The following is a 24,247-nucleotide window of genomic DNA, read 5'->3' as shown; positions in this document are numbered from 1 at the left end:
TCTTTCCTTTTAATTTATTTTATTTTCATTGAAACTCATCTTTTTGGTATCTTTTATCCTCTTTAAATTCCTCGTATTCTTTAACTTGTGCTTTATACGCTTTATATACATTAAGTATAGCAGCCCCAACTCCTATAAACACGCCCAAGAAAAACAATGCCAAAGAGCCAGTAAGATCCTTTAAAAAATACCCTATACCAATCCCTATCAGCACAGCAACCACAATGGAAATTCCAAGAGAAAGCCCATCGGCTGCTTTTACGCTTTCTTTTACTATCTTAGCTCTTTTACTCATAGTTCTTTCATACTCTCAAAGGCTGCATTTATAGTCTTATCTATAATTTTTTCATTCATTTTATCACAGATAAAACCAACCTCAAACTGCGAACAAGCAAGATAAACCCCTCTTTTTAGCATAGCCTTATGAAAAGAGGCAAAGTGCTTTAAATTTGACTTCATAGCGTCTTTGTAATTATTCACTTCATTTTCATTAAAGAAAAAGCCAAACATAGAGCCTACCGAGCAGGTTTGCAAAGGGATATTAGCTATATTCGCCGCTTCTTGTAAGCCAGTGCTAAGACTTTGGGCTAATTTTCCAAGCCTTTTGTAAAGATTTTTATCTTTTTTTGCCTTTTTAAGACTAGCAAGTCCAGCAGCCATTGCAAGAGGGTTTCCGCTCAAAGTACCTGCTTGATACACTCCGCCTAAAGGGCTTAAAATGTGCATTATTTTATCTTTAGCAGCAAATGCAGCCGCAGGCAATCCCCCTCCTATAACCTTACCAAAAGTTATTATGTCAGCTTCTATGCCATTTATACCAAAAGAACCCTTCAAAGAAGCACGAAAACCGCTCATAACTTCATCAAAGATAAGCAAGGTTTTATTTTCAGTGCATAATTTTCTAAGTTTTTTCAAAAAATCAAGTTTCGCAGGTATCAAGCCCATATTTCCAGCTATTGGCTCTATTATAACACAGGCTATATCCTTGTGTTTTTCAAAAAGATCTTCTACGCTTTTTATGTCATTGTATGTAGCGACTAATGTATTATTAGCCACCTCTTGCAAAACTCCTAAAGAAGACGGTGTGTTAAAAGTAGCAGCACCGCTTCCAGCACTTACTAGCAAGGAATCAGAATGCCCGTGATAACAACCTTCAAATTTAAGTATCTTAGCCTTATTTGTGTAGCCTCTAGCAAGTCTTATAGCGGACATAGTTGCCTCTGTTCCAGAGCTTACAAAACGAATTTTATCCATGTGTTTAAATTCTTTTAAAATAGCTTTTGCAAGTTTTGTTTCTATCAAAGTAGGGGCTCCAAAGGAAGAACCTTTCTTAAGAGCTTTTTTACAAGCTTTCATTATATCAATATCACAGTGCCCAAATAGCAAAGGACCCCAACTTTGCACAAAATCTATATAAGAGTTTCCCTCTATATCTTTTATATAAGCACCTTTTCCGCTTTCTATAAAAAGTGGATTTGCATTTACAGACTTAAACGCTCTTACAGGCGAATTTACACCGCCTGGTATGTATTTTAACGCTTCTTTAAAAGCTTGTTCATTGCTTTGCATTGTTTTGCTCCTTGGTTTTTTCTTGTATATAATTATACAAAACTAAAATTTCATTTTCTGTTAAAGAGTAACTAGGCATTATACTACTTGCTTCTTTTGTTTCGTTTAATGATTTTTTAAATTCCTCAAAGCCTAAATTTTGTATGCTAGGCACGACAAAAGCTGTTCTTTTGCCCTTTTTTTCATAATGTCCTAAAATTTGCATTTCTCCATTTGCTCCGTGGCATTTATTGCAACCTATGCCACGTGGGTTTTCATAAAGCATTTTAGAGTATTCTTTCGCACTTATAAAATCATTTGCTTGTAAATTTGCTTGTAAAAAAAATAAAAATAAAACAGTAAAAAATATTATTTTCATTAAGCAACCTTGATAAATAAAGATTGTGTTATAATACACTTTTTATTTTTAAAAGGATATAAATGACTATACTTGACGGCAAAAAAATAAGTCAAAAAATCAAAGATGAGATAAAACAAGAAGTAGAATTACTAAGGCAAAATTCTATACTACCGGCATTAGCGGTTATATTAGTAGGAGATAATCCAGCTAGTAAAACTTACGTTACAAACAAAACCAAAGCTTGTGAATCTTGTGGCATAAAGTCCATACTTTACGAGCTAAATGAAGAAACCACTCAAAGCGAGCTTTTAGCACTCATAAACACGCTAAATTACGATGATAGTATAGATGGTATCTTAGTTCAATTGCCTCTACCAAAGCATATAAACAAAGACATAATCATACAAAGCATAAATTCAAACAAAGACGTAGACGGTTTTCACCCAAGCAATGTAGGCTTTTTGCATAGTGATATAAAAGGTTCGTTTTTGCCTTGCACTCCAGCCGGTATCATAGAGCTTTTAAGGGCTTATGATATAAAACTAAGCGGCTTAAATGCCGTTGTCATAGGTGCTTCAAATATAGTAGGAAAGCCTATGGCGGCTATGCTTTTAAACGAAGGTGCTACTGTTAGCATTTGTCATTTGCAAACAAAGGATCTAAGCCTTTATACAAAAGAAGCCGAGCTTATAATTTGTGCCGCTGGTTGCGTAAATTTGCTAAAGGCTGATATGGTCAAAGAAGGTGTTATAGTAGTAGATGTGGGTATAAATAAAGTAAATGGTGTTTTAGTAGGCGATGTTGATTTTCAAAATGTTAGTAAAAAAGCCTCTTTTATAAGTCCTGTGCCGGGCGGAGTAGGTCCTATGACTATAGCAATGCTTCTTAAAAATACTATCAAATCCGCTAAAAATAGACTAAAACAAGGTTAAAAAATGAATTTCTTTAAAAAACTAAGCTCCTTTTCAAATTCGTGGCTAGGCACGATAATCATAGTCCTTTTGCTTCTATTTTTCTGTATCCAAGCCTTTACCATACCTAGCGGTTCTATGAAAAATTCTTTACTTGTGGGGGATTTTTTATTTGTAAAAAAATTTTCTTATGGCATACCGACCCCACATTTACCTTGGATAGAACTTCCTGTTTTGCCTGATTTTGACGGCGATGGGCATTTAATCTCTGCAAAAGGACCGCAAAGAGGCGATATAGTGGTTTTTAGGTATCCAAAAGAGCCAAAAATTCATTTCGTAAAAAGATGCGTTGCAAAGGGAAACGATGAAGTCATAATCACCGCAAATGCCCTTTATGTAAGCATGAGCGAGGGCGATGAGTATATGAAAAAGCATTACCCAAATGATCTTGTGTATATAAAAAATAAACTCTTTGTGAAAGAGCCTTATAAAAACAAAGGAATTCACTATGATAAAGGCAGGGATTTAAATGAAATTTTTCAAATCGCCTTATCTTTAGACAAATTTGCAATGCAAGCAGAAAATTTATCAGAATTTGGAGAAATGGGCTTTTCTGGTGCAAATGCTTACAGCTTTGTAGTGCCTGAAAACGAGTATTTTATGATGGGAGATAATAGAACAGACTCAGAAGACAGCCGTTTTTGGGGTTCTGTGCCTTATAAATACATAGTAGGTAAGCCTTGGTTTGTGTATTTTTCCATAGACAGCCAAAGAAATATCCGCTGGGATAGGGTAGGGCGTTTTGTAGATACCTTGCAAAATGATGAAAAATTTATAAGAGAAAACGGGGATTAAAATTTTGTTTAGAATTGTTTAACTTTTATAGGTTAAAATCACGCTTTTACTAAAAATAAAGGAAACTTATGAGAAAAATTTTAGCTTCTACAGCTTTAGTTTGCGTTCTTTCTAGCTCTGCTATGGCTGAAAGTGACAATTACTTCGCAGGTTTAAGCTATGCTTACGGCTCTTTTACCGATGGTATATCTTTGCTAGGTTTGATTGGTAGTGATGCTTACACAGGGCATAGATTCGGACTTTATGGCGGTTATACAGATATGAGAGATGCGAATTTGGGCTTTAGATATTATCTTAGCTTAGATTTTGGAACGGATTACACAAAAGGAAAGAATAATCCTCATTATTCTACTACAAATCTTTACGCAAATGCTGATGTCTTATACAAATTCTTAGAGCAAGGCGATTTAGAATACTCTGTTTATGGCGGTGTAGCACTTGGCTTTATAAGCGGAAAAGAAACTGCAGGAAGGTATTCTAATAGCGAAACAGGCTTAGGTCTTGGCATAAACTTAGGAGCTAGGATAAATTATGAAGCTTTTGGTTCTAAATTTAGCACAGAGCTTTACACCCGCACCGGACTTATAGATTCTGTTTTAAACGGTAGCGATTCTCAAATAGGCATTAGAACCTCTTATCTCTTTTAAAACCCTTAAGATATGGTTTGTGCCATATCTTAAACTATTATTTTATAAGCCTTATTCTTAAAATTTTCACTCAAAAACCTAAAATAAGCCACAATTAAGTATTTATTAAGAAAAGATTAGCTAGAATTTCGGCTGATTGTTTTGTAAAAAACAATGAATTTTCTTTATAAAGGAATTTGCTATGAAAAAATTCTTAGCTAGTGTAGCTGTTGCTTCAGCTTTGGTTTCTTCTGCTGCTGTTGCTGAAGAAAGTGGATATTTTGCAGGTCTTAGCTGGGGATATGGTTCAGCTGGAGATAAAATCTCTTGGTTAGGTCTAACAGGTGGAGATTATAAATCTGCTTTAAGATTTGGTGTATATGGTGGTTATACTCAAATGTTTAGCGACACTTTTGGTGCTAGATACTATGCTAACATAGATTTCGGTGGTGCTTATAAAGATGATCCATATCATATAAAAGCTCCTTGGAATATCTATGTAAATGCTGATGCTATCTACAACTTCAGCTCAGGTGGTACAGAATTTGGTGTATTTGGTGGTCTAGGTCTTGGTTATGCTACTTTTGAACAAAGCTATAAAGTAGCAGGAATTCAATTAGGCGATAAATATAATAGCATTGATTTAGGTTTAAACCTTGGTCTTAGAGTAAATTATGAACTATTTGGTTCTAAATTCTCTACAGAACTTTACACTAGAACAGGTCTTTACAATTCTGAAGATATTGACAACTCTATCATAGGTCTTAGAACTTCTTACAACTTCTAATACCACGCAAAAGGGCTTGTCCCTTTTGCCTTTCTTAAATCTTTTATCACATTTTTAAATATCTTATTTTTTAGAGTCTTATAAATGTTTTAAAAAAGCAAAGCTAAAACAAAGGCTAAAAAAGCTACAAATAAAGTTAAAAGTAGGGCAAAGCCAAAAGCTTTTTTACCTGATTCTTTAAATTTAGCTATGTCAAACTGAAGTCCCAAAGCACACATAGACATAGCAAGAAAAAGCAATGATAAAAATTTACAAAGTTCAACTACAAAGCTTGGAAGTGCTATAAAAGAATTTACAAAGATTAAAAGCAAAAATACTAAAGCAAAATAAGGTATATGAAGCTTTCTTTTTTCCATTTTCTTATCTAAGAGTAGGGGAAGTATCAGCAAAACAGGCACAAGCAAGATAACCCTTATCATCTTTGTTATAAGTGCTATATTTGCCACATTTTCATTTATAAAAGCACCAGCTCCTACTACATTTGCCACCTCGTGCAAGGAAAGTCCCAAAAAGATACCCATTTGCTTTTCATCAAAAGAAAAAACCCCGTAAAATAAAGGATAAATAAACATAGCCAAAAGCCCAAAAACAACCACAGTTGAAACCGCTACAAAAGCTTTGCTAGACTTTGTTTTTAAGGCAGATTCAAGTGCTAAAACCGCTGCTGCACCACAAATAGCCGTCCCAGCACTAATAAGTATAGCAAGCTCTTTATCTAGCTTAAAAATTTTTACAGCCACAAAAAAACCAAAAACAAGGGTAAAAGTAAGCAAAAGTATGGCAAAAAATATACCTAAAAAGCCAACTTGACTTAGTTCTGTCAAAGAGAGATTAAAAGCATATAAAATTATGCCAAACCTTAAAAGTTTTTTTGCAGAAAAAGAAACCCCGCTTTCTAAAGATGAAGCCTTAGCCTTATACAAAAAAGAAAAAACAAGCCCAAAAAGTATAGCAAAGATAAGAGCTGATATGTGAAAAGAAGCTATAAAATCTAACTTAACAAAAAATATTGAAAACAGTGCTAGTAAAAATGTAAGCAAAATACCTTTAAAATATAACAAATTTTATCCTTAAATTTTTGAAAGTATTTTATCTAAAAAATAAAAATTTATCAATTTTTAAGCAAAAAATAGCATAGGTATTTTAAAAATAGGGTAGATAAGAGAAAAAAATCTTAAGCTAAGTTTTATCATTTATAGTTTAATTTGATAAAAATATAAATATAAAATATAAATTAATATAAAAAATCACAAATATAAATTTTTAAAATAAAATATTTTTAGAACTCTTATGCTTAAATTTTTTAGTATAAAAAGATATAAAATTTTATGGATAAATTCTTGTCTGATAAAAAGTAAAATCCTTTAAATACCTTAAAATAGAGCCTATAAAAGATAGTAGAGTATAGCTTTTTGTATTTTTAAAAAAGTTTGAAAATTATAGTTTTCAATACAAAATTATAATATAGATATAAATTTACCTTTTATCATATAATTTTACATATTATTTAAGTTTATTTTAATATATATTTATAAAGAGTTTAAAATATATTTTTTTATTTTTTAGACCTTGTATAAATACAAAATCTATCTTTAATTATTTTTTAAATTCATTTTTTTACTGTATTATTTAAAATCTTTTTTTAAGGTAGATTTTATGAAATATCCGCTCGACTGTGAGGAAGATTTTAAAAGCTCTCTACTCTTTTGGCTTACTCGCTATGTTAAATTTAAGCTAAATTCTTTGTCTAATAAGGAAGTCAAAAACGCAAATGAGTTAGCAGCAGTAAATTTTGCCCTATCTCGCAATGTCAAACACATAGAGGAGCTTGATTCTCTTGCAAAAAGAGCTAGAAATGCTGGACTTACCGGCGTTAATACGTATTTTATACCTCTAAAAAAGATGTATGAAAATTTGATAAATTACAAGCTTTATTCTATGAAACAAATCGATGAAGAGCTTGTCATAGAGGTATTAGCAAGTATAACAGCCTCACTTTCAGATGCTTCAAAGAAAAATTATAGAATTTCTATGATGAATTTTTTTGACTTCTTAGACAAACAAAACGAGGAGGAAGGCAAGGCACACGTATATGATATAAGCCTTAAAAATTGGGCTGGTATAAGTGGTTTAAGAGGTGAAAAGCTCCCCGAATATATGAGCGAAGATGAGCTTGTAAGCTTTTTAGAAGCTATAGATGAGTCAGATTTTAAGAAAAATACAGCAAGAAACCAGCTTATCATCAAAATCATCATCTTTACGGGCATAAGAGTAAGCGAGGCGATAAATTTAAAGCTAAAAGATATAAGCGAGGAAAATGATCTTTATGTTTTTAGGATTAGAGGTAAGGGCAATAAATACCGCGTGGTTATGGTAAAAAAGGAATTAATCTCTCATCTTTTAAATGAAATCAACATAAATTACAACAACAAAGACAATCTTCTTTTTACAAACAACAAAGGCTCGTCCCTAACTCAAGCTTATGTTTCAAGGATAGTGGAGCAAATTTTATTTAAGGCTGGAATTCGCAAACAAAAAAATGGAGCACATATGCTAAGGCATACTTTTGCCACCCTACTTTATAAAAAACAAAAAGATTTGGTTTTGGTGCAAGAAGCTTTGGGACACGCTTCTTTAAATACATCAAGAATTTATACGCATTTTGATAATGAAAAACTTCGTCTTGCCGCTGAAGTAGCTAAAGAAGTAAGCGAAAAGAAGTGATTGCTTTATAAAGGGGGTTAAAAATGGATAACAAAAGTATAGCGATTTTTATAGATGCAGAAAATATTGCTGCAAAATATGCTAAGAGTATTTTTGATATAGCTTCAGATTATGGAGAAATATTAATCAAACGAATTTATGGAGACTGTACTCAAACAAGCATTCAAGCCTGGAAAGAAAAAGTAGCCGAGCATTCTTTAATCGCAATGCAGCAATTTAATTTTGCAGCAAACAAAAACTCAAGCGATATGTATTTAATCACTGATATCATGAGTATATTTTATGAAAAAAATATAGATATTTTTGTCATCGTTTCAAGCGATAGTGATTATACTTCACTGGTGCAAAAGCTAAGAGAAAACAAAAAGCAAGTTATAGGAATGGGGCTTGAAAAATCTATAAAATCATACGTAAATGCTTTTAGCGACTTTTTTTATTTGGATAAATACGATAAAAAAGAAGGTATTTTAAGCGAGGATTATTTAAACGCTTTGATTAATATCATAGAGCAACTTATAGATGAGAAAGGACGTGCTGAATATGCACAAATTAGCACAAATATGAAGCATAAGTATTCTGATTTTAACCCACAAAATTATGGTTTTAAAAATTTTCGCTCCTTAATTAGAGAGCTTTTGCCAAAGATGAAAAAATTTGAGGAAAAACTGGAAAAAACTACTTATTTTTTGCTTAAAAAAGAAGCTTAGCTAGAAGTTTTCTAACAAATCTTTTTTAGGAAAGCTCGTAAAGCTTTTTTCTTTCGCTTGAATTTGCTATTTTTAGTTGTTGTCTGTATTTTGCTATGGTGCGTCGCCCTATTTGTATGCTTTTAAATTCTTGTTGCGTGAGCGATAAAAGCTTTTCATCGCTAAGAGGTTTTTGTCTATTTTCATTTTTGATTAAATTTGATATATAATCTTTTATAGCCGCATTTGAAGTCTCTCCCTCATCATCAAGTGCGACAGAAAAGAAATTTTTAAGCGGTATTATGCCTCTTTCACAAGCTAGGTGTTTATTTGCTATGGCTCTTGATATGGTAGATGGATTTCTTTGCAAATCCTCTGCTAAGTCTTGTAATTTCATAGGCTTTATATCCTTGCCAAGAAAAAAATCATACTGATGTTCTACTATCATAAGCCCTATTTTATAAAGTGTAGCCTTTCTCATCTCCAAAGCGTCTATTAAATTTTTAGCTTCCTTTATATAGGAATTTAAAAATTCGTGTGTCATAGAATCCGTTTCTAAAGAAATTTCAGGATAATACTCATCATTTATTTTTACTTTTATTTCGTTAGAATCTCTATATATGTATATGTCCGGCGTGATTTGGGTGCTATCGTCAAAATACTCTATAAAAGGCGGAATGCTAAATTTCTTTATGATAGCAAGTGCTTCTTTGTAAAGAGGTGCTTTTACGTAGGCTTGCACGTTTTCAAAATCCCTTACAAGCATTATACAAAAGTCATAAAGCTCATCATCAAGCTCCTCATTTTCTAAGGCAAATTCAAAGGCTTCTTTATAGTCCAAAGCCCCTACTCCCACAGGTTCTAAGAATTTAAATCTCTGCCTTATCCTTTCTACTTCATCTGCGTTAAAGTCTTTTAAGAGTTCTTTATCGTATTCAAAATAGCCTTCATTATTTAGGCATTGTATGATTTTAAAGGCTATATCTTGGGATTTTTGCGTTGGAAAAAGGGGCGGAAGTATTTGCTCGTCCAAAAGCTCATAAACGCTTTTTTTACTGACGCTCATAGCTTCTAAGGTATCGCTTACAGAATTTTTATGAAAGCTGTCGTAAAAATTTTTATTTTTTTTATCGTGCGAAATGGCATTTTCTTTGACTGTTACAAAAGGATTATCCTTTGTAAATTCATCTAAGCTTTCTTTTAAGTCCTCTATGTTTGCTTGAAGTATAGGAAGCCACGAACGCAATGTTTGCGATAGCTTTGTTTTTTGACTTTGATTTAGTTTTTGCTTTAACATATTTAATCAAGGAGTTTAAACTCCGCTCCTAAGTAGTATTTTTTAACATCTTTATTATGTGCTATCTCATTAGCACTACCCTTTGCTAAAACACTTCCAGCCCTTATCACATAGGCTCTATCACAGATTGCCAAAGTTTCTCTTACATTATGATCCGTTATAAGCACTCCTATGCCTAGTTTTTTAAGCTCATTTATAAGACTTTGAATTTCAGAAACTGCTATAGGATCAACTCCAGCAAAAGGCTCATCAAGTAGTAAAAATTTTGGATTACACATTAAAGATCTTGCTATCTCGCACCTTCTTCTTTCGCCCCCGCTAAGGCTTAAACCTTTTCTAAGCCTTATAGGCTCTATGCTTAAAAGCTCTAGAGTTTCTTCTATCTTCGAATGCAAATCGTCTTTATCTTTGTAAAAAATTTGTGCTGCTAAGAGTAGATTATCTTCTACGGATAAATCTTTAAACACGCTACTTTCTTGCGGTAGATAGCCAATACCTTTTCTAGCTCGTTTATGTAATGGATCTTTTGTTATGTCTATATCATCTAAAAACACAGAACCAGCACTTGGAGGGATAAGACCGCATATCATATAAAAGGTAGTAGTTTTTCCAGCCCCATTTGGACCCAAAAGACCCACAACCTCCCCGCTATTAACTTCAAGAGAAATTCCGTGTATAATCTTTGTTTTTTTGATAATCTTTTCTAAATTTTTAACCTCTAATTTACTCATAAAATTCATACTTTCTTTTATCGTTAAAAAAATCTATCTTTATAACAATGCTATGCAAATCAAAAAGCTTAAGTCTTTGTTGTAAAATTTCATCGCCCCACTCTACTAAATGTAAAGCTTTTTCGAAAAAATTTTCAAACAAGCCATTTTGCAAGATAGCCTTTATACCATTTTGATATATATCATAATGATAAATTTTGCACTCTTTAGCTTCATAGCTTTGCATTATGCTAAATGTAGGGGAATTTATATCTTGCTTTACGCCTTTTTGCTTAGCTATGGCTTTTACAAGACTTGTTTTTCCACTTGCTAAATCTCCACTTAAAAGCACTATGGCTTCATTTGGAATCAAAACGCAAAGCTTATCTAACTCATCTTGTGCTAGTATAAATTCTTTCATAAAACCTCTACATATTTGCTTTGCTCTGTTTTAGCTATATTTTTAACAGTTGGCAAGGCTAAAACCTTGTAACTTCGCACACCGCTATTTAAATTTAAGCTTATAACATCGCCTATTTTTATCTCTTTACTAGCTTTTGCGATATTTCCATTTATGCTTACTATACCACTTCTACACATATCTTCTGATATGGCTCTTCTTTTTGTGATATTTACAACATTTAAAAATTTATCCACTCTCATACTTATAATTTTAACAAAAAAGAAAAAAAATTGGAACAAAAAATGCTTATTTTCTCATTTTTTATTTTTTAGAGCTTTAATTAAAATATTTTTAGCTACAATTATACTTTTAAAACAATAAAGGAAAAAGTATGAAAGATAGCGTAAAAAAAGTAGTTTTGGCGTATTCTGGTGGGCTTGATACAAGCATAATTTTAAAATGGCTACAAGATGAGTATAAGTGCGAGGTGGTAACCTTTACAGCTGACATAGGACAAGGAGATGAGCTAGAGGACGCAAGAAAAAAAGCCCTAGCCTTAGGAATAAAAGAAGAAAATATATTTATAAAAGATTTGAAAGATGAATTTGTAAAAGACTATGTTTTTCCTATGTTTAGAGCAAACGCTATATACGAAGGCGAATACCTTTTAGGCACTAGTATAGCCCGTCCTTTGATAGCTAAAACTCAAGCACAAATCGCTATACAAACTGGAGCCGATGCGGTAAGTCACGGAGCGACTGGTAAAGGTAATGATCAGGTTAGATTTGAGCTTGGATATTTAGCTTTTAATCCAAATTTAAAGATAATAGCACCTTGGAGACAGTGGGACTTAAATAGCCGTGAGAAATTGCTTGCTTATGCTCAAAAACACGGCATTGATATATCAAAGAAAAAAGGCAAATCGCCCTACTCTATGGACGCAAATTTACTTCACATTTCCTATGAAGGTCTTATCTTAGAAGATCCTGCAAAAGCACCTGAAGATGATATGTGGAGATGGAGTAAAAGCCCTAAAACAGCGATAGATGAAAGCGAAAAAGTGGAGCTTGAATTTAAAAAAGGTGATTTATACGCTATAAACGGCGAAGTTTTAAGTCCTGCCGCCCTTTTGACAAAACTAAACGAGCTAGGTTCTAAACACGGTATAGGTCGCCTTGACATAGTAGAGAACCGTTTTGTTGGTATGAAAAGTAGAGGTTGTTATGAAACTCCGGGAGGCACTATACTTTTAAAGGCTCACCGTGCTATAGAAAGCATAACTCTTGATAAAGAAGCCGCACACTTAAAAGACGAACTTATGCCAAAATACGCACATCTTATATACAATGGTTTTTGGTTTAGCCCAGAAAGGCTTATGCTACAAGCATTAATAGACGAATCGCAAAAATATGTAAATGGCAAGGTGTTTTTAGAGCTTTACAAAGGAAATGTTATAGTTCTTGGTAGAGAAAGTGCTAGTGATAGCTTGTTTGACGCTGCTTACTCAACTTTTGAAGAAGATGAAGTTTATAATCAAAAAGATGCCGAAGGTTTCATAAAGCTAAATGCTCTACGCCTTATAATCGCAGGAAAAAATGGAAGGAAATTTTAAACTGTGAAAAAAAATGAAAAGGTTTTAAAGTATGTAAATGGTAATACAATGAAAGAAAATGCTAGTAATTTTTTTGATGAGTATTTTACAAAGCATACTGTGGCAAAAAAACTTTTTGAAAAAAGCAAAGAAATCATATCTAAGTATGAAAATATAGATAAATACACTTGGCTTGAACCAAGTGTTGGTAATGGGTGCTTTTATGAACTTTTACCCAAAAACAAAATAGGCATAGATATAAACGACAGTAATTTTGATATAATTAAAATGAATTATCTGGATTTTAGCTTACCAAAAAAGCCGTTAATAGTGATAGGAAACCCCCCATTTGGACACCGTGGTGTTTTAGCATTAGAGTTTATAAACCACTCAAAAGAAGCTGATTTTGTGTGTTTTATCTTGCCTATGTTTTTTCAAAGCTTGGGAAAAGGCTCGATTCGTTACCGTATTAAAAATTTTAATCTGCTTTATGAAGAAAGCCTACCTAAAAATTCATTTTATCTAGCAAATGGAAAAGAAAAAGATGTAAAGTGTTGTTTTCAAATTTGGAGTAAAAAATACAAGGCTTTAAATACTGAATTTAGTTGGTATAAACAAAAAGAAAAACAAGAGCCTTTTTCAAGCATCTTAAAAGTTTTAACAGTGTCTTTGGCTAAGAACAGAGAATGTGGAAAAGAGTATATATTTAACAAGAAGGCAAATTTTTATTTATCAAGCACATTTTTTAAAGAAAATTCTGTTGTTAAAGATTTTAATGAAGTTAAATACAAAAGCGGAATAGCTATAGTATATAGCGAAAATGCCCCAAAAAAAAAGCTTGATGAAATTTTTTTAAAAGCTAATTGGCAAAAATATAGCTCCTTGGCTACTAATGGTTGTAGGCATATAGGCAAATCTCATATATTTAAGCTTTTGCAAGATGAGGGTTTTGATGAAAATTGAAAATATATTGTTAGAGCTTATAGATGAAAAATATAACGAACTTAAAAACAAACAAGATAGAGGTATTTTTGAAAAAATTTTACTTTTTGAAGCAAACGCTGTAGGACAGATAGGGGAAAAATTTGTAAAAGAAGTTTTTAAGTTTTTAAATATACCATTTGAAGATTTTGACAAAGATGTGATACACGATGAATTTGATATGATTTCAAATTCTAAAAAAATAGAAATTAAAACCGCTAGAAAAGGGATTAATAGAGATACTTTTCAATTTAATGGTATAAATCCTAAATATAATTATGATTATATAATACTTATAGCTATAAGCACTAAGTCTTTGCATTATTATATAATAAATAAAAGTAAAGATTATATATACAATCATAAATTAAAAAAAGATTTTATGATAATCAACAATAAAGAAAAACAGCTTGTGTCTATGAATCCTGGAAATCAAGTAAATTTAAAACTCACCCTGAATTTAAAAGAACTTAAAGATATTTCAAATTTTACTAATGATTTGAAAGAAATTTTTGCCTAATCTTAAATCTCTTTTGCTAAAATAAAGATTTTCAATAAGTAAGAAAGGGTATATAAGATGAAAGTTTTGCTTATAAAAGATGTAAAAAGTCTTGGTAAGGCTGGAGAAGTAAAAGAAGTAAAAGACGGATATGGGCAAAATTTCTTAATAGCAAAAGGCTACGCAAAAGCAGCTACAACAGAAGTTTTAAGGAAATATGAAAGCGACAAAAAGAAAGAAGCCGAACAACTGCGTTTTGAACTAGCAAATTTAGAAAAACTAAAAGATGAGTTAGAAAAAATAAGCATAAGCATAACAAAACCACTTGGAGCAAATGGGCATTTGTTTGGTGGAGTCACAAAAGAGGAAATCGCCACAGCTTTAAAAGAACAAAAAAATATAGAATTAGACAAAAAAAGTCTAGAGTGTTCTAATATAAAAGAGATAGGAAAACACAAGATAAGCGTAAAGCTAGGACATAGCATACACGCTAACTTTGAACTAGAAGTAAAGGCACAGTAATGTTTCACGCAACTACCATTTTAGCATATAAAGGAAAAAATAAGTCGGTAATAGGAGGAGACGGACAGGTTTCTTTTGGAAATACTGTTATGAAAGGAAATGCTGTTAAAATTCGCAAACTACACAACGGTAAAGTTTTGGCTGGTTTTGCTGGAAGCACAGCAGATGCTTTTATGCTTTTTGATATGTTTGAAAATTTATTGCAAAGCTCAAAAGGAGACCTTTTAAAAGCCGCTATAGACTTTTCAAAAGCGTGGAGAAAGGATAAATTTTTGCGTAGGCTAGAAGCTATGATGCTTGTATTAGATAGAAAAAATATATTTTTATTATCAGGCACAGGAGATGTAGTTGAGCCAGAAGACGGAGCCATAGCAGCTATAGGAAGTGGTGGAAACTATGCACTTGCAGCAGCTAGAGCCTTAGCAAAGCATACAAAACTAGATGAGGAAAAATTAGTAAGAACTAGTCTTGAGATAGCCGGTGAAATTTGCATTTATACGAATACAAATATAAATACTTATAGCATAGAGGATGTGAAAGAATGAATTTAACACCAAAAGAGATAGTAAAATTTTTAGATGAATACGTAATCGGACAAAAAAGAGCAAAGAAGATTATAGCTATAGCCCTTAGAAATAGATACCGTCGTATGAAATTAAAACCCGAACTTCAAGATGATATTATACCAAAAAACATTTTGATGATAGGCTCAACCGGTGTTGGAAAAACAGAGATAGCAAGAAGACTTGCAAAAATGCTTGGCTTTCCATTTGTAAAAGTGGAAGCTAGCAAATATACTGAAGTTGGCTTTGTGGGAAGAGATGTTGAAAGTATGGTAAGAGATCTTGCAAATGCTGCTTTAAATTTGGTTAAAAACGAGCAAAGACAAAAAAAACAAGATAAAATAAACGAATACATAGAAACAAAAATACTAGAAAAACTACTACCGCCTTTACCAAAAGGGGTCAGTGAAGAAAAACAAGAAGAGTATAAAAATAGCCTTGAAAAGATGAGAACAAAGCTACGAAATGGGGATTTAGACGAAAGTGTGATAGAGATAGAAATTTCACAAAACTTTTTTGATACAAATCCAAATTTACCGCCAGAAATGGGGGCTATGCAAGACATAGTAAAAGTTATAGGCGTTGGAAATAAAAAGGTAAAAAAAGAATTAAAGATTAAAGATGCAAAAAATGCTCTTCAAAACGAAGCTATTGAACAAATTTTAGATATGGAAAGCATAAAAGCTGAAGCCCTAAGAAGAGCGGAAAATGAGGGAATTATCTTTATAGACGAGATAGACAAGATAGCAGTTTCAGGCTCAAATAGACAAGATCCTAGTAAAGAAGGGGTTCAAAGAGACTTGCTTCCTATCGTTGAGGGAAGCACGGTGCAGACTAAATTTGGGGCGTTAAAAACGGATCATATACTTTTTATAGCAGCTGGAGCTTTTCATCTTAGCAAGCCAAGCGACTTGATACCAGAACTTCAAGGTCGTTTTCCTTTAAGAGTAGAACTTGATAGCTTGACAGCTAAAGCACTTTATGAAATTTTAACTAGACCTAAAAATTCTTTACTTAAGCAGTATCAAGAATTGCTAAAAACAGAGAAAGTAAAACTTGTCTTTGATGATGAGGCTATAAAAGAAATAGCAGAAATAGCTAGTAAGGCAAATGAAGAAATGCAAGATATAGGTGCTAGAAGACTTCACACTGTCATAGAAAATCTTTTAGAAGATATTAGCTTTGAAGCCGATGAGTATAAAAATAAAACCTTTAAAATAGATAAGGAAATGGTGCAAGATAAGCTTAAGGATATAGTAGAAAACAAAGATTTAGCTAGGTATATTTTGTGAAAAGTGGCTTTATAAGCGTTGTTGGTAGAACAAATGCTGGCAAAAGCACTGTTATAAATTCTTTAATGGGCGAAAAAATCGCCCTAGTATCTCACAAAAAAAATGCAACTCGTAGAAAAATACGTGCCATAGTAATGCACGGTGAAAATCAGCTTATATTTGTAGATACCCCAGGACTTCATAAAAGTGATAAGCTTTTTAATCAAACCTTGATAGAAAGTGCTAAAAAGTCGATAAATGATTGTGATATAGTGCTTTTTGTTGTTAGTGCAAAAGATAGCACAAAAGATTACGAGGAATTTTTAAGCTTAAATTCCAAAAAACCTCATATCTTACTTTTAAATAAGATAGATTTACTACCTCAAGATAAGCTTTTAAGCAAGATAAAAGAATACGAAAAATTTAGCTCTCATTTTCAAGCCTTACTACCCTACTCTTTTAAAGCTAAAAGCCATAGAAAACCCTTACTTGATGAACTTTGTAAATATCTTAACTTTGATAAATATTATTACGAAACGGATATATTAAGCCCGGATAATGAAAAGGATATTTATAAAGAGCTTATACTAGAAGCTATATTTGAAAGCTTTAGTGATGAGCTGCCTTATAGTAGCGATGTTTTGATAGAAAGCATTATAGAAAAAGAAGATATTTTACATATAAAAGCTTTAATAATCACAGATACAAATGCCCATAAAATCATACTTATAGGCAAAAACGCACAAGCAATAAAAAGGCTTGGCATAAAAGCTAGAAAAAAACTTGAGAGCTTTTCTTTTAAGAAGGTAAATTTAAAGCTCTTTGTATCTGTAAAAAAAGCTTGGATAAAGGATAAAAAATTCTTGGACGAACTTTTAAACTCATAAAGCAAGAGCAAAAAACTCAAATTTTAGACTTTGATAAAATTTTATGTATAAAATTAAATCTAAAAGATAAAAAAGACGTATCAGAAGAGTTGCTTTTTGATATGGCATCTAAGGAATTAAATTTAAAAGAGATTTTTTCTTATGCTATGTCTTATAAAATTTATGATGAATTTGCAGAAATTTTCTTAAGTAAATATAGTGATTTGGATAAAAAAGCCGAGTTGATCTTGCCTAAAATAGCACTTTTTAAACAGTTAGCTTCCTTTTTAAATCTTAAGGAAAGATATTTTTGTCTTTTAAGCTTCAAAGATGATTTTATTTTCTCTGCCTTTTTTGATAAGGAAAAAATACTGTATTGTAAAACATACAAATCATCTATCAAAGACAGTTATATACTAGAGCTTTGCAGGGAATACAAAAGCGAAATTTTGCTTGTAGAAAATGCAAAAGACGAGGATATAAAAGAATTAAACAAAATATCTGAACTAAAATTTAAAGAGCTAGATAAAAATATAGATGAAAAACTACTTAAATTTGTAAAGCCAGAGCAAAGTTTGAATTATTCTAGGCTTTTTACAAGAAGCTCTACTAAATTCCTAAAAATTTGCGTATTAAGTTTTTTGATTAGCTTTTTTATAGGGATTATTTATCCTTATGTGTATGGATTTTTTGATGAAAAGATAGACAAAGACTTTCTTGAAAACAAGATAGAAAACAATAAAATTCATATAAACAAAAAAGATGAGCTTGTAAAAGAGCTAGAAGCTTATTTTGATACCACTGTATCTTTAATGCACTTAAAAGATGTATTTGATTTGCTTGATAAATACAAGATAAAGTTAAAAAGCTTTAGCATAGATAAAAAAATCCTAATTTTAGAATTATACGACGAGCAAGATGAATTTATGCAAGAATTTTATAATAATAATTTTTTTCTACTTAAAAACAAGGAAAAAAACGACAGCATTAAACTTTTCTTGGAGTTAAAAGATGGCTGAAAAATTAGCTTTTTACATAAATAGGCTAAATTTTAGAGAAAAATTTTTACTTTTAATCTTATTGGCACTGCTAGGCGTATTTTTAGCATTTAGTCTAAGAAATGATGAAGAGCTTGATTTAAAGCAAAAAACTGTTAGTGAGCTAAAAGACGAGCTTTCTACACAAAACGAGCGAATGAAAGAGTTAGACGAGATTTTGAATAATTTTAACTCTAATTTTAAAAGTGCCTTAGATGAAATTTACTCAAAAGCCAAAGAGCAAGAAATATCCTTTATAAACATACAAACATCATCAAAATCCAACAAACTAAGCTTAAAGCACACTGTGCTACTTGAATTTAAATCCAGTTTCGAGCAAAGCATAGCTTTCATAAACTCTTTGCAAAAATCTAAAAATGTATTTTTGACACCAAATTTAACAATGCTAAAAGAGGATTTATCTATAAAAACTACAGTAAAAATAGAATTTATAAATTTAATGTAAAAAGTGTCTTACGCCCGTAAAATAAAGTGCTATACCGTATTCATCTGCGGCTTGTATCACCTCATTATCTCTTATACTGCCGCCCGGCTCTACTATAGCTTTTACTCCAACCTTGCTAGCTTCATCTATGCTATCTCTAAAGGGAAAAAATGCTTCAGACGCTAATACACAGCCATTTAAATCAAGCCCCATATCTCTAGCCTTTATTATAGCAGCTTTTGCAGCATCTACTCTGCTTGTCATACCCATACCTATAGCTACCATAGCACCATCTTTTACATAGACTACATTATTTGACTTAGTTAAGGCTGCTATTTTAAGTGCGATTTCTAGATCTTTAAATTCTTTTTCATTAGCCTTTCTAGCACTGACTAGCTTAGCGTTTTTAAGCTCATTTTCATCTATATAATCGCTATCTTGATATATAAAACCACCATTTATATGTTTAAAGCTGTATTTATCAAGGGACGGTATCAAAAAAACTGAATTTTGGGTAAAAATTTTTATACGTTTTTTATTTTCAAAAACAGCCAAGGCTTTTTTATCCACATTTGCCGCTATAATCACTTCTATATAAATTTCATTGATTTTATTAGCTAAATCCTCATCTAAAGTGCCATTTATAGCTACAACTCCACCATAAGCACTTACTGTATCACATTTAAGAGCATTTATATAGCTTTGAAGCAAATTTTCTTTTATGGCAAAGCCGCAAGGATTTGCGTGTTTTACTATGGCAATAGCTGGAGAATTTCCAAAAGATGAGGCTAAATTTAAGGCTGCGTTTATATCATTTAGATTGTTAAAGGAGGCTTCTCCTTTTAAAGCTTTGAAATTTTTACTAAAAAAATCTTCAAATTCATACAAAGCTCCCCTTTGATGAGGGTTTTCTCCGTATTTTGTATCAAAGCATTTTTTAGCACTTATAAATTTATAAGCACCAAATCCGTGATTAAACCTTTCATTCATATAGTTTGCTATAAAACAATCATACTGGGCTGTATGTTCAAAAGCTTTTATCATAAGCTTTTGTCTTAACTGTAAGCACTTATTTTCATCATTTTCTTTTAAAAAATTTAACACAGTTTGAAAGTCATTATTATCGCAAAGCACCCAAACATCTTTGTGGTTTTTTGCAGCAGCTCTTAAAAGGCTTGGACCACCTATGTCGATATTTTCTATTATCTCATCAAAATCATTTGTTTTTTTAGTAGTATCCTTAAAAGGATATAAATTTACGCAAACCAAATCTATCTTTGAAATTTCATTTTCTTTTGCCTCTTTTATATGCTTTTCATCATCTCTTTTATAAAGTATTGCACCGTGAATTTTAGGATGCAAGGTTTTTACCCTACCTTCAAAAAGTTCGGCATTCTTTGTAAAATCACTAACTTCGATTACTTTCAAACCAGCTTCTTTTAAAAGCTTAAAAGTCCCTCCTGTGCTAAGCAACTCAAAATCTAAATTTTCAAGCTCTTTTGCAAAATCTAATATTCCATTTTTATCACTTACGCTTATTAAAGCTCGTTTCATCGACTCTCCTTAGCTGTCTAAATTTTTCAGCTCTTTTGTATATTTTTGATGGTTTTAATTCTTTATTTTCTCATTATATTGTTTAATAAACGCTAAAAAGTATAAACAAATTTCATTTATTCAAAAAACCATAAAACCAATGCTTTATAAGAATAACAAGCTTCTTTGTTCCCTAAATAACAAGCTTTACCGTATAAATCTGTAGCTTTATCGATATCTTCTTCAATTCCCATAGAATTTTCATACAAAAAAGCGAGGTTTTTACAAGCAACAGCTTCATTCATATCGCAAGACTTTTTATAAAAAATATAAGCTTTTTTATAGTCTCTTTGCACCCCAGTAGCATTATAATAAAAAGCACCAAGATTATTGCAAGATCTAGCTTCATTCATGTCGCAAGCCTTTTCATACAGATTTTTTGCTTTTGAAAAATTCTTTTCAACTCCTCTAGCTTTTTCATACAAAACCCCTAAATTAAAACAAGCATCAGCTCTATTCATATCACAAGCCTTTTGCCATAAAACAGCTGCTTTTTTATAATTTTTGTCCTTATTATAATATGAATAAGCAAGAGCTGCACAAGAATCACCATCTTGCATTTCATAACAAGCTTTCATATAAATTTCTTTTGCTTTATCAAGCATATTTAATTCATCATATGATATAGCCAGATTATGACAAGCAAATGAATCTTTCATTTCACAAGCCTTTTCATTAAGAATTTTTGCTTTTGTAGCATTTTTCTCAACGCCTTTTCCAGTTTCGTATAAATAAGCTAAATTAGTGCAAGCAAATACCTCATTCATATCACAAGCTTTTTGCCAAAGCGTAAATATTTTTTTAAAGTCTTTCTCATCTGAATTATAATGCAAAATTCCCAAAGTATAACAAGCCTTAGCATAATCAAGCTCGCAAGCCTTTTCATACAACTTAGCCGCTGTTTTAAGATCAGATGAATCATAAGCCTTTTCAGCCAAGTCAAAACAAGTCTTAGCCTCATCACAAGCAAAGGCAAAAGTATAAATGAATAAGGATAAAAAAACAAGCTTTTTTATAAACATTTTTATTTGCTCTAAGATAGATTCTTTTTTATAAGCTCGTATGCTTCATTTATTTTACGAAATTTAACAACCCCTTCTTCAAGCTCTTTTTGACTAACATTATTCGCATTTAAAATATCTGGGTGGTATTTTTTAGCTAATTCTCTATATCTTTTTTTAAGCTCGTTTAAAGATACGTTTTTTGATACATTCAAAATTTCATAAGCCTCATCTAAACTCATGTTTTTAGGTAATGTAGTTTTCATAGAGCTTATATTTTTTATAAAATCGTCAAGTTCGTATTTGCTTATATCAAAAGCTCTAGCTATTTCTTGTAAAATTTCTTCTTTTTTGCTATTTATCTCTCCATCTACAAAAGCCATAAAAACTAGCAAATTTAAAACATTTAAAAATTCTCTTTTGGCTAAAGGCACTTCTTTGGTAAATTCTTTAGCTACTGCAAAAACATCATTTATATTTTCTTTATGTTCGTTAAATGTAACTTTTAAAAATTCTCTCTCTCTTTTATCCTTTGCATTAGCATCTAAAATTTGAGATATCATATCAGCTTCATTTTCGCTAACCCTACCATCGCTTTTTGCTATCTTTGCTAAAAGTGCTATTACGTAGTAGTTCATTCTTTTTTTATATTCATCTATCCTCTCTTCTAGCATACCCTCTCTAAAACCTTTGGCAAAACCTTTAACACCGCCTAAAATATCGCCTTTTCCCCAAGTCTTAAAATACCAATAAAATGCTAAAATAGCCACTAAAAGCAAAATAAAACTCATAAAATATCCCTAAAGCTGTTAAAATACACTTTTTTTAACTCATCTAAAGTAAGCTCTATCTTGTCTAGTTTAAAAATATTTTTTTGTATGCTAAAGCCTAAAAATGTAGCTTTTACATTTTCTTCCTCACAAAGCTTTAAAAATTCTTCATCATCTTTTAAGGATACTATGGCTCTACTTGGGCTTTGACTAAAAAGCAAAGCCTCATCTTCAAAGCCTGTTTTGAGCTCACAACCAACAGTCGAATGAGCAAAAATCTTAGCCAGTGATATAGCCATGCCGCCGATTCCTACATTATTTGCACAAGAAAGCAAGGATTTTTCATTTGCTCTTTGCAAAAGCCTCCATAAAGCTAGTTCTTTTTCATAGTCAAATTCTTTTAATTCTCCTGCTACTATATTATCTTGCACGGTTGCTGCTAATGAGGCTGAAAAATCGTATTTTGTATCACCTAATAAATAAAATTTTAGCCTATCTTCATTTATATGTGAGAATATAGCTTTATTTTCATCGGCATTTAAACCAACACAGACAATAGTTGGGCTAGGATATATGCTAACACCGTCTGTTTCATTGTATAAAGAAACATTACCACTTATAACTGGGGTATTAAGCTTTAAACAAGCCTCCTTTATGCCCTCGCAGGACTCTTGAAACTGCCACATAACTTCTGGATTTTGAGGATTTCCAAAATTTAAACAATCACTTATAGCTAAAGGTTTTGCCCCAGCACAAACTACTTTTCTAGCGGCATTTGCTACATTTAAAGCCGAGCCTATTTTTGGATTTATATAAACTAAATTTGAGTTACACTCACAAGCCATCGCTAAAAGTGCATTGTTTTCTTTTACTCTTATGATGGCTGCACCGCTTTTTCCGTGCGATTTTATGGTATTTGTTTGCACTGTATTGTCAAATTGCTCGTATATAAAGCCTTTATCACACACATTCTCGTTGCTAAGCATTTTTAAAAAAAGCTCTTTAGCTCCTAGTTTTAGTTTAAATTTATATGATTTTATATCCTCTAAATATTTTGGTTTTGATACCTCTCTATCAAGCACTGGCGAATTTTCACTAAGCTCATTTATCGGCAAAGAGCCTACAAGCTTTCCATGCCAAAAAAGCTCCATTTTAGAAGTGTTAGTAACCTCTCCTACAACTGCACAGTCTAAATTCCACTTAGAAAATATATCTATAACATTTTGTTCAAAGCCCCTTTTTACGCATATTAACATACGTTCTTGCGATTCGCTTAGCATTAGCTCGTAAGGACTCATACCGTCTTCACGCATAGGCACTTTATCTAGGTATAGTTTCATTCCACTAGCACTTCTACCAGCCATTTCAAAAGAGCTAGAAGTAAGACCTGCTGCACCCATATCCTGTATCCCAACTACATAATCTGTTTTAAAAAGCTCTAAACAAGCTTCCATTAGCAATTTTTCAGTGAAAGGATCTCCTATTTGCACTGTTGGTCTTAATTTTTTACTTTCTTCATTGAAACTGTCGCTTGACATAACAGCACCACCAAGACCGTCTCTACCAGTCTTTGAACCAGCATAAATAACTAAATTTCCCTCTCCTTCTGCTTTAGCGTAAAAAATATCTTTTATTTTGCAAACACCTAGTGCAAAAGCATTGACCAAGATATTGCCATTAAAACAGGGATTAAAATTCGTTTCTCCGCCAACAGTAGGCACACCTACACAGTTTCCGTAATGAGAAATCCCGTTTGCTACTCCCTTGACTAGATATTTTTGCTTTTTAGATGTTTTTTTATCTTTTAAATCGCCAAATTTAAGCGAATTCATAGAAGCAACAACTCTAGCCCCCATAGTAAAAACGTCTCTAAAGATACCGCCAACTCCGGTAGCAGCTCCGGCAAAAGGCTCTATAAAGCTTGGGTGGTTATGGCTTTCTATTTTGAAAACTGCAGCCATTCCTTTGCCTATATCTATAACACCTGCATTTTCTCCGGGTCCTTGTATAACCCAATCTGCTTTACTAGGAAAACCTTTTAGGTATTTTTTGCTTGATTTATAAGAACAATGCTCGCTCCACATAGCAGAAATAACGCCTAGTTCTAATAAATTTGGCTCTCGTCCCAAAATTTTTAAAATTTCAACATACTCTTCATCACTTATCTTATGTGCTTTTATAGTATCCTTATCCATAACTA

27 protein-coding genes are annotated in these 24,247 nt (G+C 32.0%); 15 read left to right on the top strand and 12 right to left on the bottom strand.

The features are described from left to right. Window positions 1-25 precede the first annotated feature (25 nt). From Q0J35_RS03190 to Q0J35_RS03180, 3 genes are read right to left on the bottom strand one after another with little or no spacing between them, the layout of a single operon-like run. Window positions 26-295, bottom strand: a complete 270-nt coding sequence (locus Q0J35_RS03190; RefSeq protein WP_297193096.1) for an AtpZ/AtpI family protein — start codon at window positions 293-295, stop codon at window positions 26-28. Then, the gene (gene hemL / locus Q0J35_RS03185) at window positions 292-1,569 is read right to left on the bottom strand and encodes a glutamate-1-semialdehyde 2,1-aminomutase (protein ID WP_297193095.1); all 1,278 of its coding nucleotides are present in this window, start codon (window positions 1,567-1,569) and stop codon (window positions 292-294) included. Before hemL ends, Q0J35_RS03190 begins: the two co-directional genes overlap by 4 nt. After that, window positions 1,556-1,927, bottom strand: coding sequence for a hypothetical protein (locus Q0J35_RS03180; protein WP_297193094.1), 372 nt, complete (start codon window positions 1,925-1,927; stop codon window positions 1,556-1,558). Before Q0J35_RS03180 ends, hemL begins: the two co-directional genes overlap by 14 nt. Window positions 1,928-1,989: 62 nt before the next feature. On the opposite strand from Q0J35_RS03180, the gene folD reads away from it, so the two are divergent. From folD to Q0J35_RS03160, 4 genes are all read left to right on the top strand, one after another. Continuing rightward, on the top strand, window positions 1,990-2,841 hold the full coding sequence (folD, locus tag Q0J35_RS03175) for a bifunctional methylenetetrahydrofolate dehydrogenase/methenyltetrahydrofolate cyclohydrolase FolD (protein WP_297193093.1): 852 nt from the start codon (window positions 1,990-1,992) through the stop codon (window positions 2,839-2,841). Between the two features lie 3 nt (window positions 2,842-2,844). Next, on the top strand, window positions 2,845-3,675 hold the full coding sequence (gene lepB / locus Q0J35_RS03170) for a signal peptidase I (RefSeq protein WP_297193092.1): 831 nt from the start codon (window positions 2,845-2,847) through the stop codon (window positions 3,673-3,675). Window positions 3,676-3,743: 68 nt separating this feature from the next. Next, window positions 3,744-4,322: an outer membrane beta-barrel protein gene (locus Q0J35_RS03165; protein ID WP_297193091.1), complete on the top strand. Its 579-nt coding sequence runs from the start codon at window positions 3,744-3,746 to the stop codon at window positions 4,320-4,322. Between the two features lie 181 nt (window positions 4,323-4,503). Continuing rightward, entirely contained in the window at window positions 4,504-5,088 is a 585-nt protein-coding gene (locus Q0J35_RS03160; protein ID WP_297193090.1) for an outer membrane beta-barrel protein, read from the top strand. Window positions 5,089-5,177: 89 nt separating this feature from the next. Here the strand turns inward: Q0J35_RS03160 and Q0J35_RS03155 are convergent, their stop codons facing one another. After that, window positions 5,178-6,149 (bottom strand): putative sulfate exporter family transporter, encoded by a 972-nt coding sequence (locus tag Q0J35_RS03155; RefSeq protein WP_297193089.1) that lies wholly within the window; start codon window positions 6,147-6,149, stop codon window positions 5,178-5,180. A 595-nt stretch (window positions 6,150-6,744) separates the two neighbouring features. Here Q0J35_RS03155 and Q0J35_RS03150 point away from each other — a divergent pair. Together Q0J35_RS03150 and Q0J35_RS03145 are read left to right on the top strand one after the other, a co-directional pair. Then, window positions 6,745-7,812: a tyrosine-type recombinase/integrase gene (locus Q0J35_RS03150; protein WP_297193088.1), complete on the top strand. Its 1,068-nt coding sequence runs from the start codon at window positions 6,745-6,747 to the stop codon at window positions 7,810-7,812. Between the two features lie 23 nt (window positions 7,813-7,835). Next, window positions 7,836-8,519, top strand: coding sequence for an NYN domain-containing protein (locus Q0J35_RS03145; RefSeq protein ID WP_297193087.1), 684 nt, complete (start codon window positions 7,836-7,838; stop codon window positions 8,517-8,519). A 25-nt stretch (window positions 8,520-8,544) separates the two neighbouring features. Here Q0J35_RS03145 and Q0J35_RS03140 read toward each other — a convergent pair whose 3' ends face one another. The 4 genes from Q0J35_RS03140 to Q0J35_RS03125 are packed head-to-tail and all read right to left on the bottom strand — an operon-like array spanning window position 8,545 to window position 11,168. Next, window positions 8,545-9,795: an RNA polymerase factor sigma-54 gene (locus tag Q0J35_RS03140; RefSeq protein WP_297193086.1), complete on the bottom strand. Its 1,251-nt coding sequence runs from the start codon at window positions 9,793-9,795 to the stop codon at window positions 8,545-8,547. 2 nt (window positions 9,796-9,797) lie between these two features. Beyond that, complete coding sequence (lptB, locus tag Q0J35_RS03135) at window positions 9,798-10,526, bottom strand: LPS export ABC transporter ATP-binding protein (RefSeq protein ID WP_297193085.1); 729 nt, start codon at window positions 10,524-10,526, stop codon at window positions 9,798-9,800. Further along, window positions 10,519-10,926, bottom strand: a complete 408-nt coding sequence (gene tsaE / locus Q0J35_RS03130; RefSeq protein ID WP_297193084.1) for a tRNA (adenosine(37)-N6)-threonylcarbamoyltransferase complex ATPase subunit type 1 TsaE — start codon at window positions 10,924-10,926, stop codon at window positions 10,519-10,521. The genes lptB and tsaE overlap by 8 nt, the downstream gene beginning before the upstream one ends. Then, window positions 10,923-11,168, bottom strand: a complete 246-nt coding sequence (locus tag Q0J35_RS03125) for an RNA-binding S4 domain-containing protein (RefSeq protein ID WP_297193083.1) — start codon at window positions 11,166-11,168, stop codon at window positions 10,923-10,925. Before Q0J35_RS03125 ends, tsaE begins: the two co-directional genes overlap by 4 nt. Before the next feature lie 131 nt (window positions 11,169-11,299). Here Q0J35_RS03125 and Q0J35_RS03120 point away from each other — a divergent pair, with 131 nt between their 5' ends. From Q0J35_RS03120 to Q0J35_RS03080, 9 genes are all read left to right on the top strand, one after another. Next, window positions 11,300-12,520, top strand: coding sequence for an argininosuccinate synthase (locus Q0J35_RS03120; RefSeq protein WP_297193082.1), 1,221 nt, complete (start codon window positions 11,300-11,302; stop codon window positions 12,518-12,520). 48 nt (window positions 12,521-12,568) lie between these two features. Beyond that, window positions 12,569-13,462, top strand: coding sequence for an SAM-dependent methyltransferase (locus tag Q0J35_RS03115; RefSeq protein ID WP_297193128.1), 894 nt, complete (start codon window positions 12,569-12,571; stop codon window positions 13,460-13,462). After that, window positions 13,452-14,000, top strand: coding sequence for a restriction endonuclease (locus Q0J35_RS03110; protein ID WP_297193081.1), 549 nt, complete (start codon window positions 13,452-13,454; stop codon window positions 13,998-14,000). The genes Q0J35_RS03115 and Q0J35_RS03110 overlap by 11 nt, the downstream gene beginning before the upstream one ends. A 57-nt stretch (window positions 14,001-14,057) precedes the next feature. Continuing rightward, a complete protein-coding gene (gene rplI, locus Q0J35_RS03105; protein WP_297193080.1) occupies window positions 14,058-14,501 on the top strand; it encodes a 50S ribosomal protein L9 in 444 nt (147 codons plus the stop codon). Continuing rightward, the gene (hslV, locus tag Q0J35_RS03100; protein WP_297193079.1) at window positions 14,501-15,046 is read left to right on the top strand and encodes an ATP-dependent protease subunit HslV; all 546 of its coding nucleotides are present in this window, start codon (window positions 14,501-14,503) and stop codon (window positions 15,044-15,046) included. The genes rplI and hslV overlap by 1 nt, the downstream gene beginning before the upstream one ends. Further along, a complete protein-coding gene (gene hslU, locus Q0J35_RS03095) occupies window positions 15,043-16,356 on the top strand; it encodes an ATP-dependent protease ATPase subunit HslU (RefSeq protein ID WP_297193078.1) in 1,314 nt (437 codons plus the stop codon). Before hslV ends, hslU begins: the two co-directional genes overlap by 4 nt. Further along, complete coding sequence (era, locus tag Q0J35_RS03090; RefSeq protein ID WP_297193077.1) at window positions 16,353-17,222, top strand: GTPase Era; 870 nt, start codon at window positions 16,353-16,355, stop codon at window positions 17,220-17,222. The genes hslU and era overlap by 4 nt, the downstream gene beginning before the upstream one ends. Window positions 17,223-17,323: 101 nt before the next feature. Further along, entirely contained in the window at window positions 17,324-18,220 is an 897-nt protein-coding gene (locus Q0J35_RS03085) for a hypothetical protein (RefSeq protein WP_297193076.1), read from the top strand. Next, a complete protein-coding gene (locus Q0J35_RS03080) occupies window positions 18,213-18,704 on the top strand; it encodes a hypothetical protein (protein WP_297193075.1) in 492 nt (163 codons plus the stop codon). The genes Q0J35_RS03085 and Q0J35_RS03080 overlap by 8 nt, the downstream gene beginning before the upstream one ends. Here the strand turns inward: Q0J35_RS03080 and purH are convergent. The 4 genes from purH to purL all read right to left on the bottom strand — a co-directional run bounded on the left by purH (window position 18,696) and on the right by purL (window position 24,242). Then, on the bottom strand, window positions 18,696-20,237 hold the full coding sequence (purH, locus tag Q0J35_RS03075) for a bifunctional phosphoribosylaminoimidazolecarboxamide formyltransferase/IMP cyclohydrolase (RefSeq protein ID WP_297193074.1): 1,542 nt from the start codon (window positions 20,235-20,237) through the stop codon (window positions 18,696-18,698). The two genes, Q0J35_RS03080 and purH, sit on opposite strands and share 9 nt — an antisense overlap. Before the next feature lie 116 nt (window positions 20,238-20,353). Next, window positions 20,354-21,298: an SEL1-like repeat protein gene (locus tag Q0J35_RS03070; protein WP_297193073.1), complete on the bottom strand. Its 945-nt coding sequence runs from the start codon at window positions 21,296-21,298 to the stop codon at window positions 20,354-20,356. An 11-nt stretch (window positions 21,299-21,309) separates the two neighbouring features. After that, a complete protein-coding gene (locus Q0J35_RS03065) occupies window positions 21,310-22,068 on the bottom strand; it encodes a DnaJ domain-containing protein (protein ID WP_297193072.1) in 759 nt (252 codons plus the stop codon). Continuing rightward, window positions 22,065-24,242: a phosphoribosylformylglycinamidine synthase subunit PurL gene (gene purL, locus Q0J35_RS03060; RefSeq protein WP_297193071.1), complete on the bottom strand. Its 2,178-nt coding sequence runs from the start codon at window positions 24,240-24,242 to the stop codon at window positions 22,065-22,067. The genes Q0J35_RS03065 and purL overlap by 4 nt, the downstream gene beginning before the upstream one ends. Window positions 24,243-24,247: the final 5 nt, after the last annotated feature.

It is taken from the genome of uncultured Campylobacter sp. (assembly GCF_944323605.1).
Taxonomy (GTDB): Bacteria; Campylobacterota; Campylobacteria; order Campylobacterales; family Campylobacteraceae; genus Campylobacter_D.
This window is presented reverse-complemented; position numbering and strand designations above follow the sequence as displayed.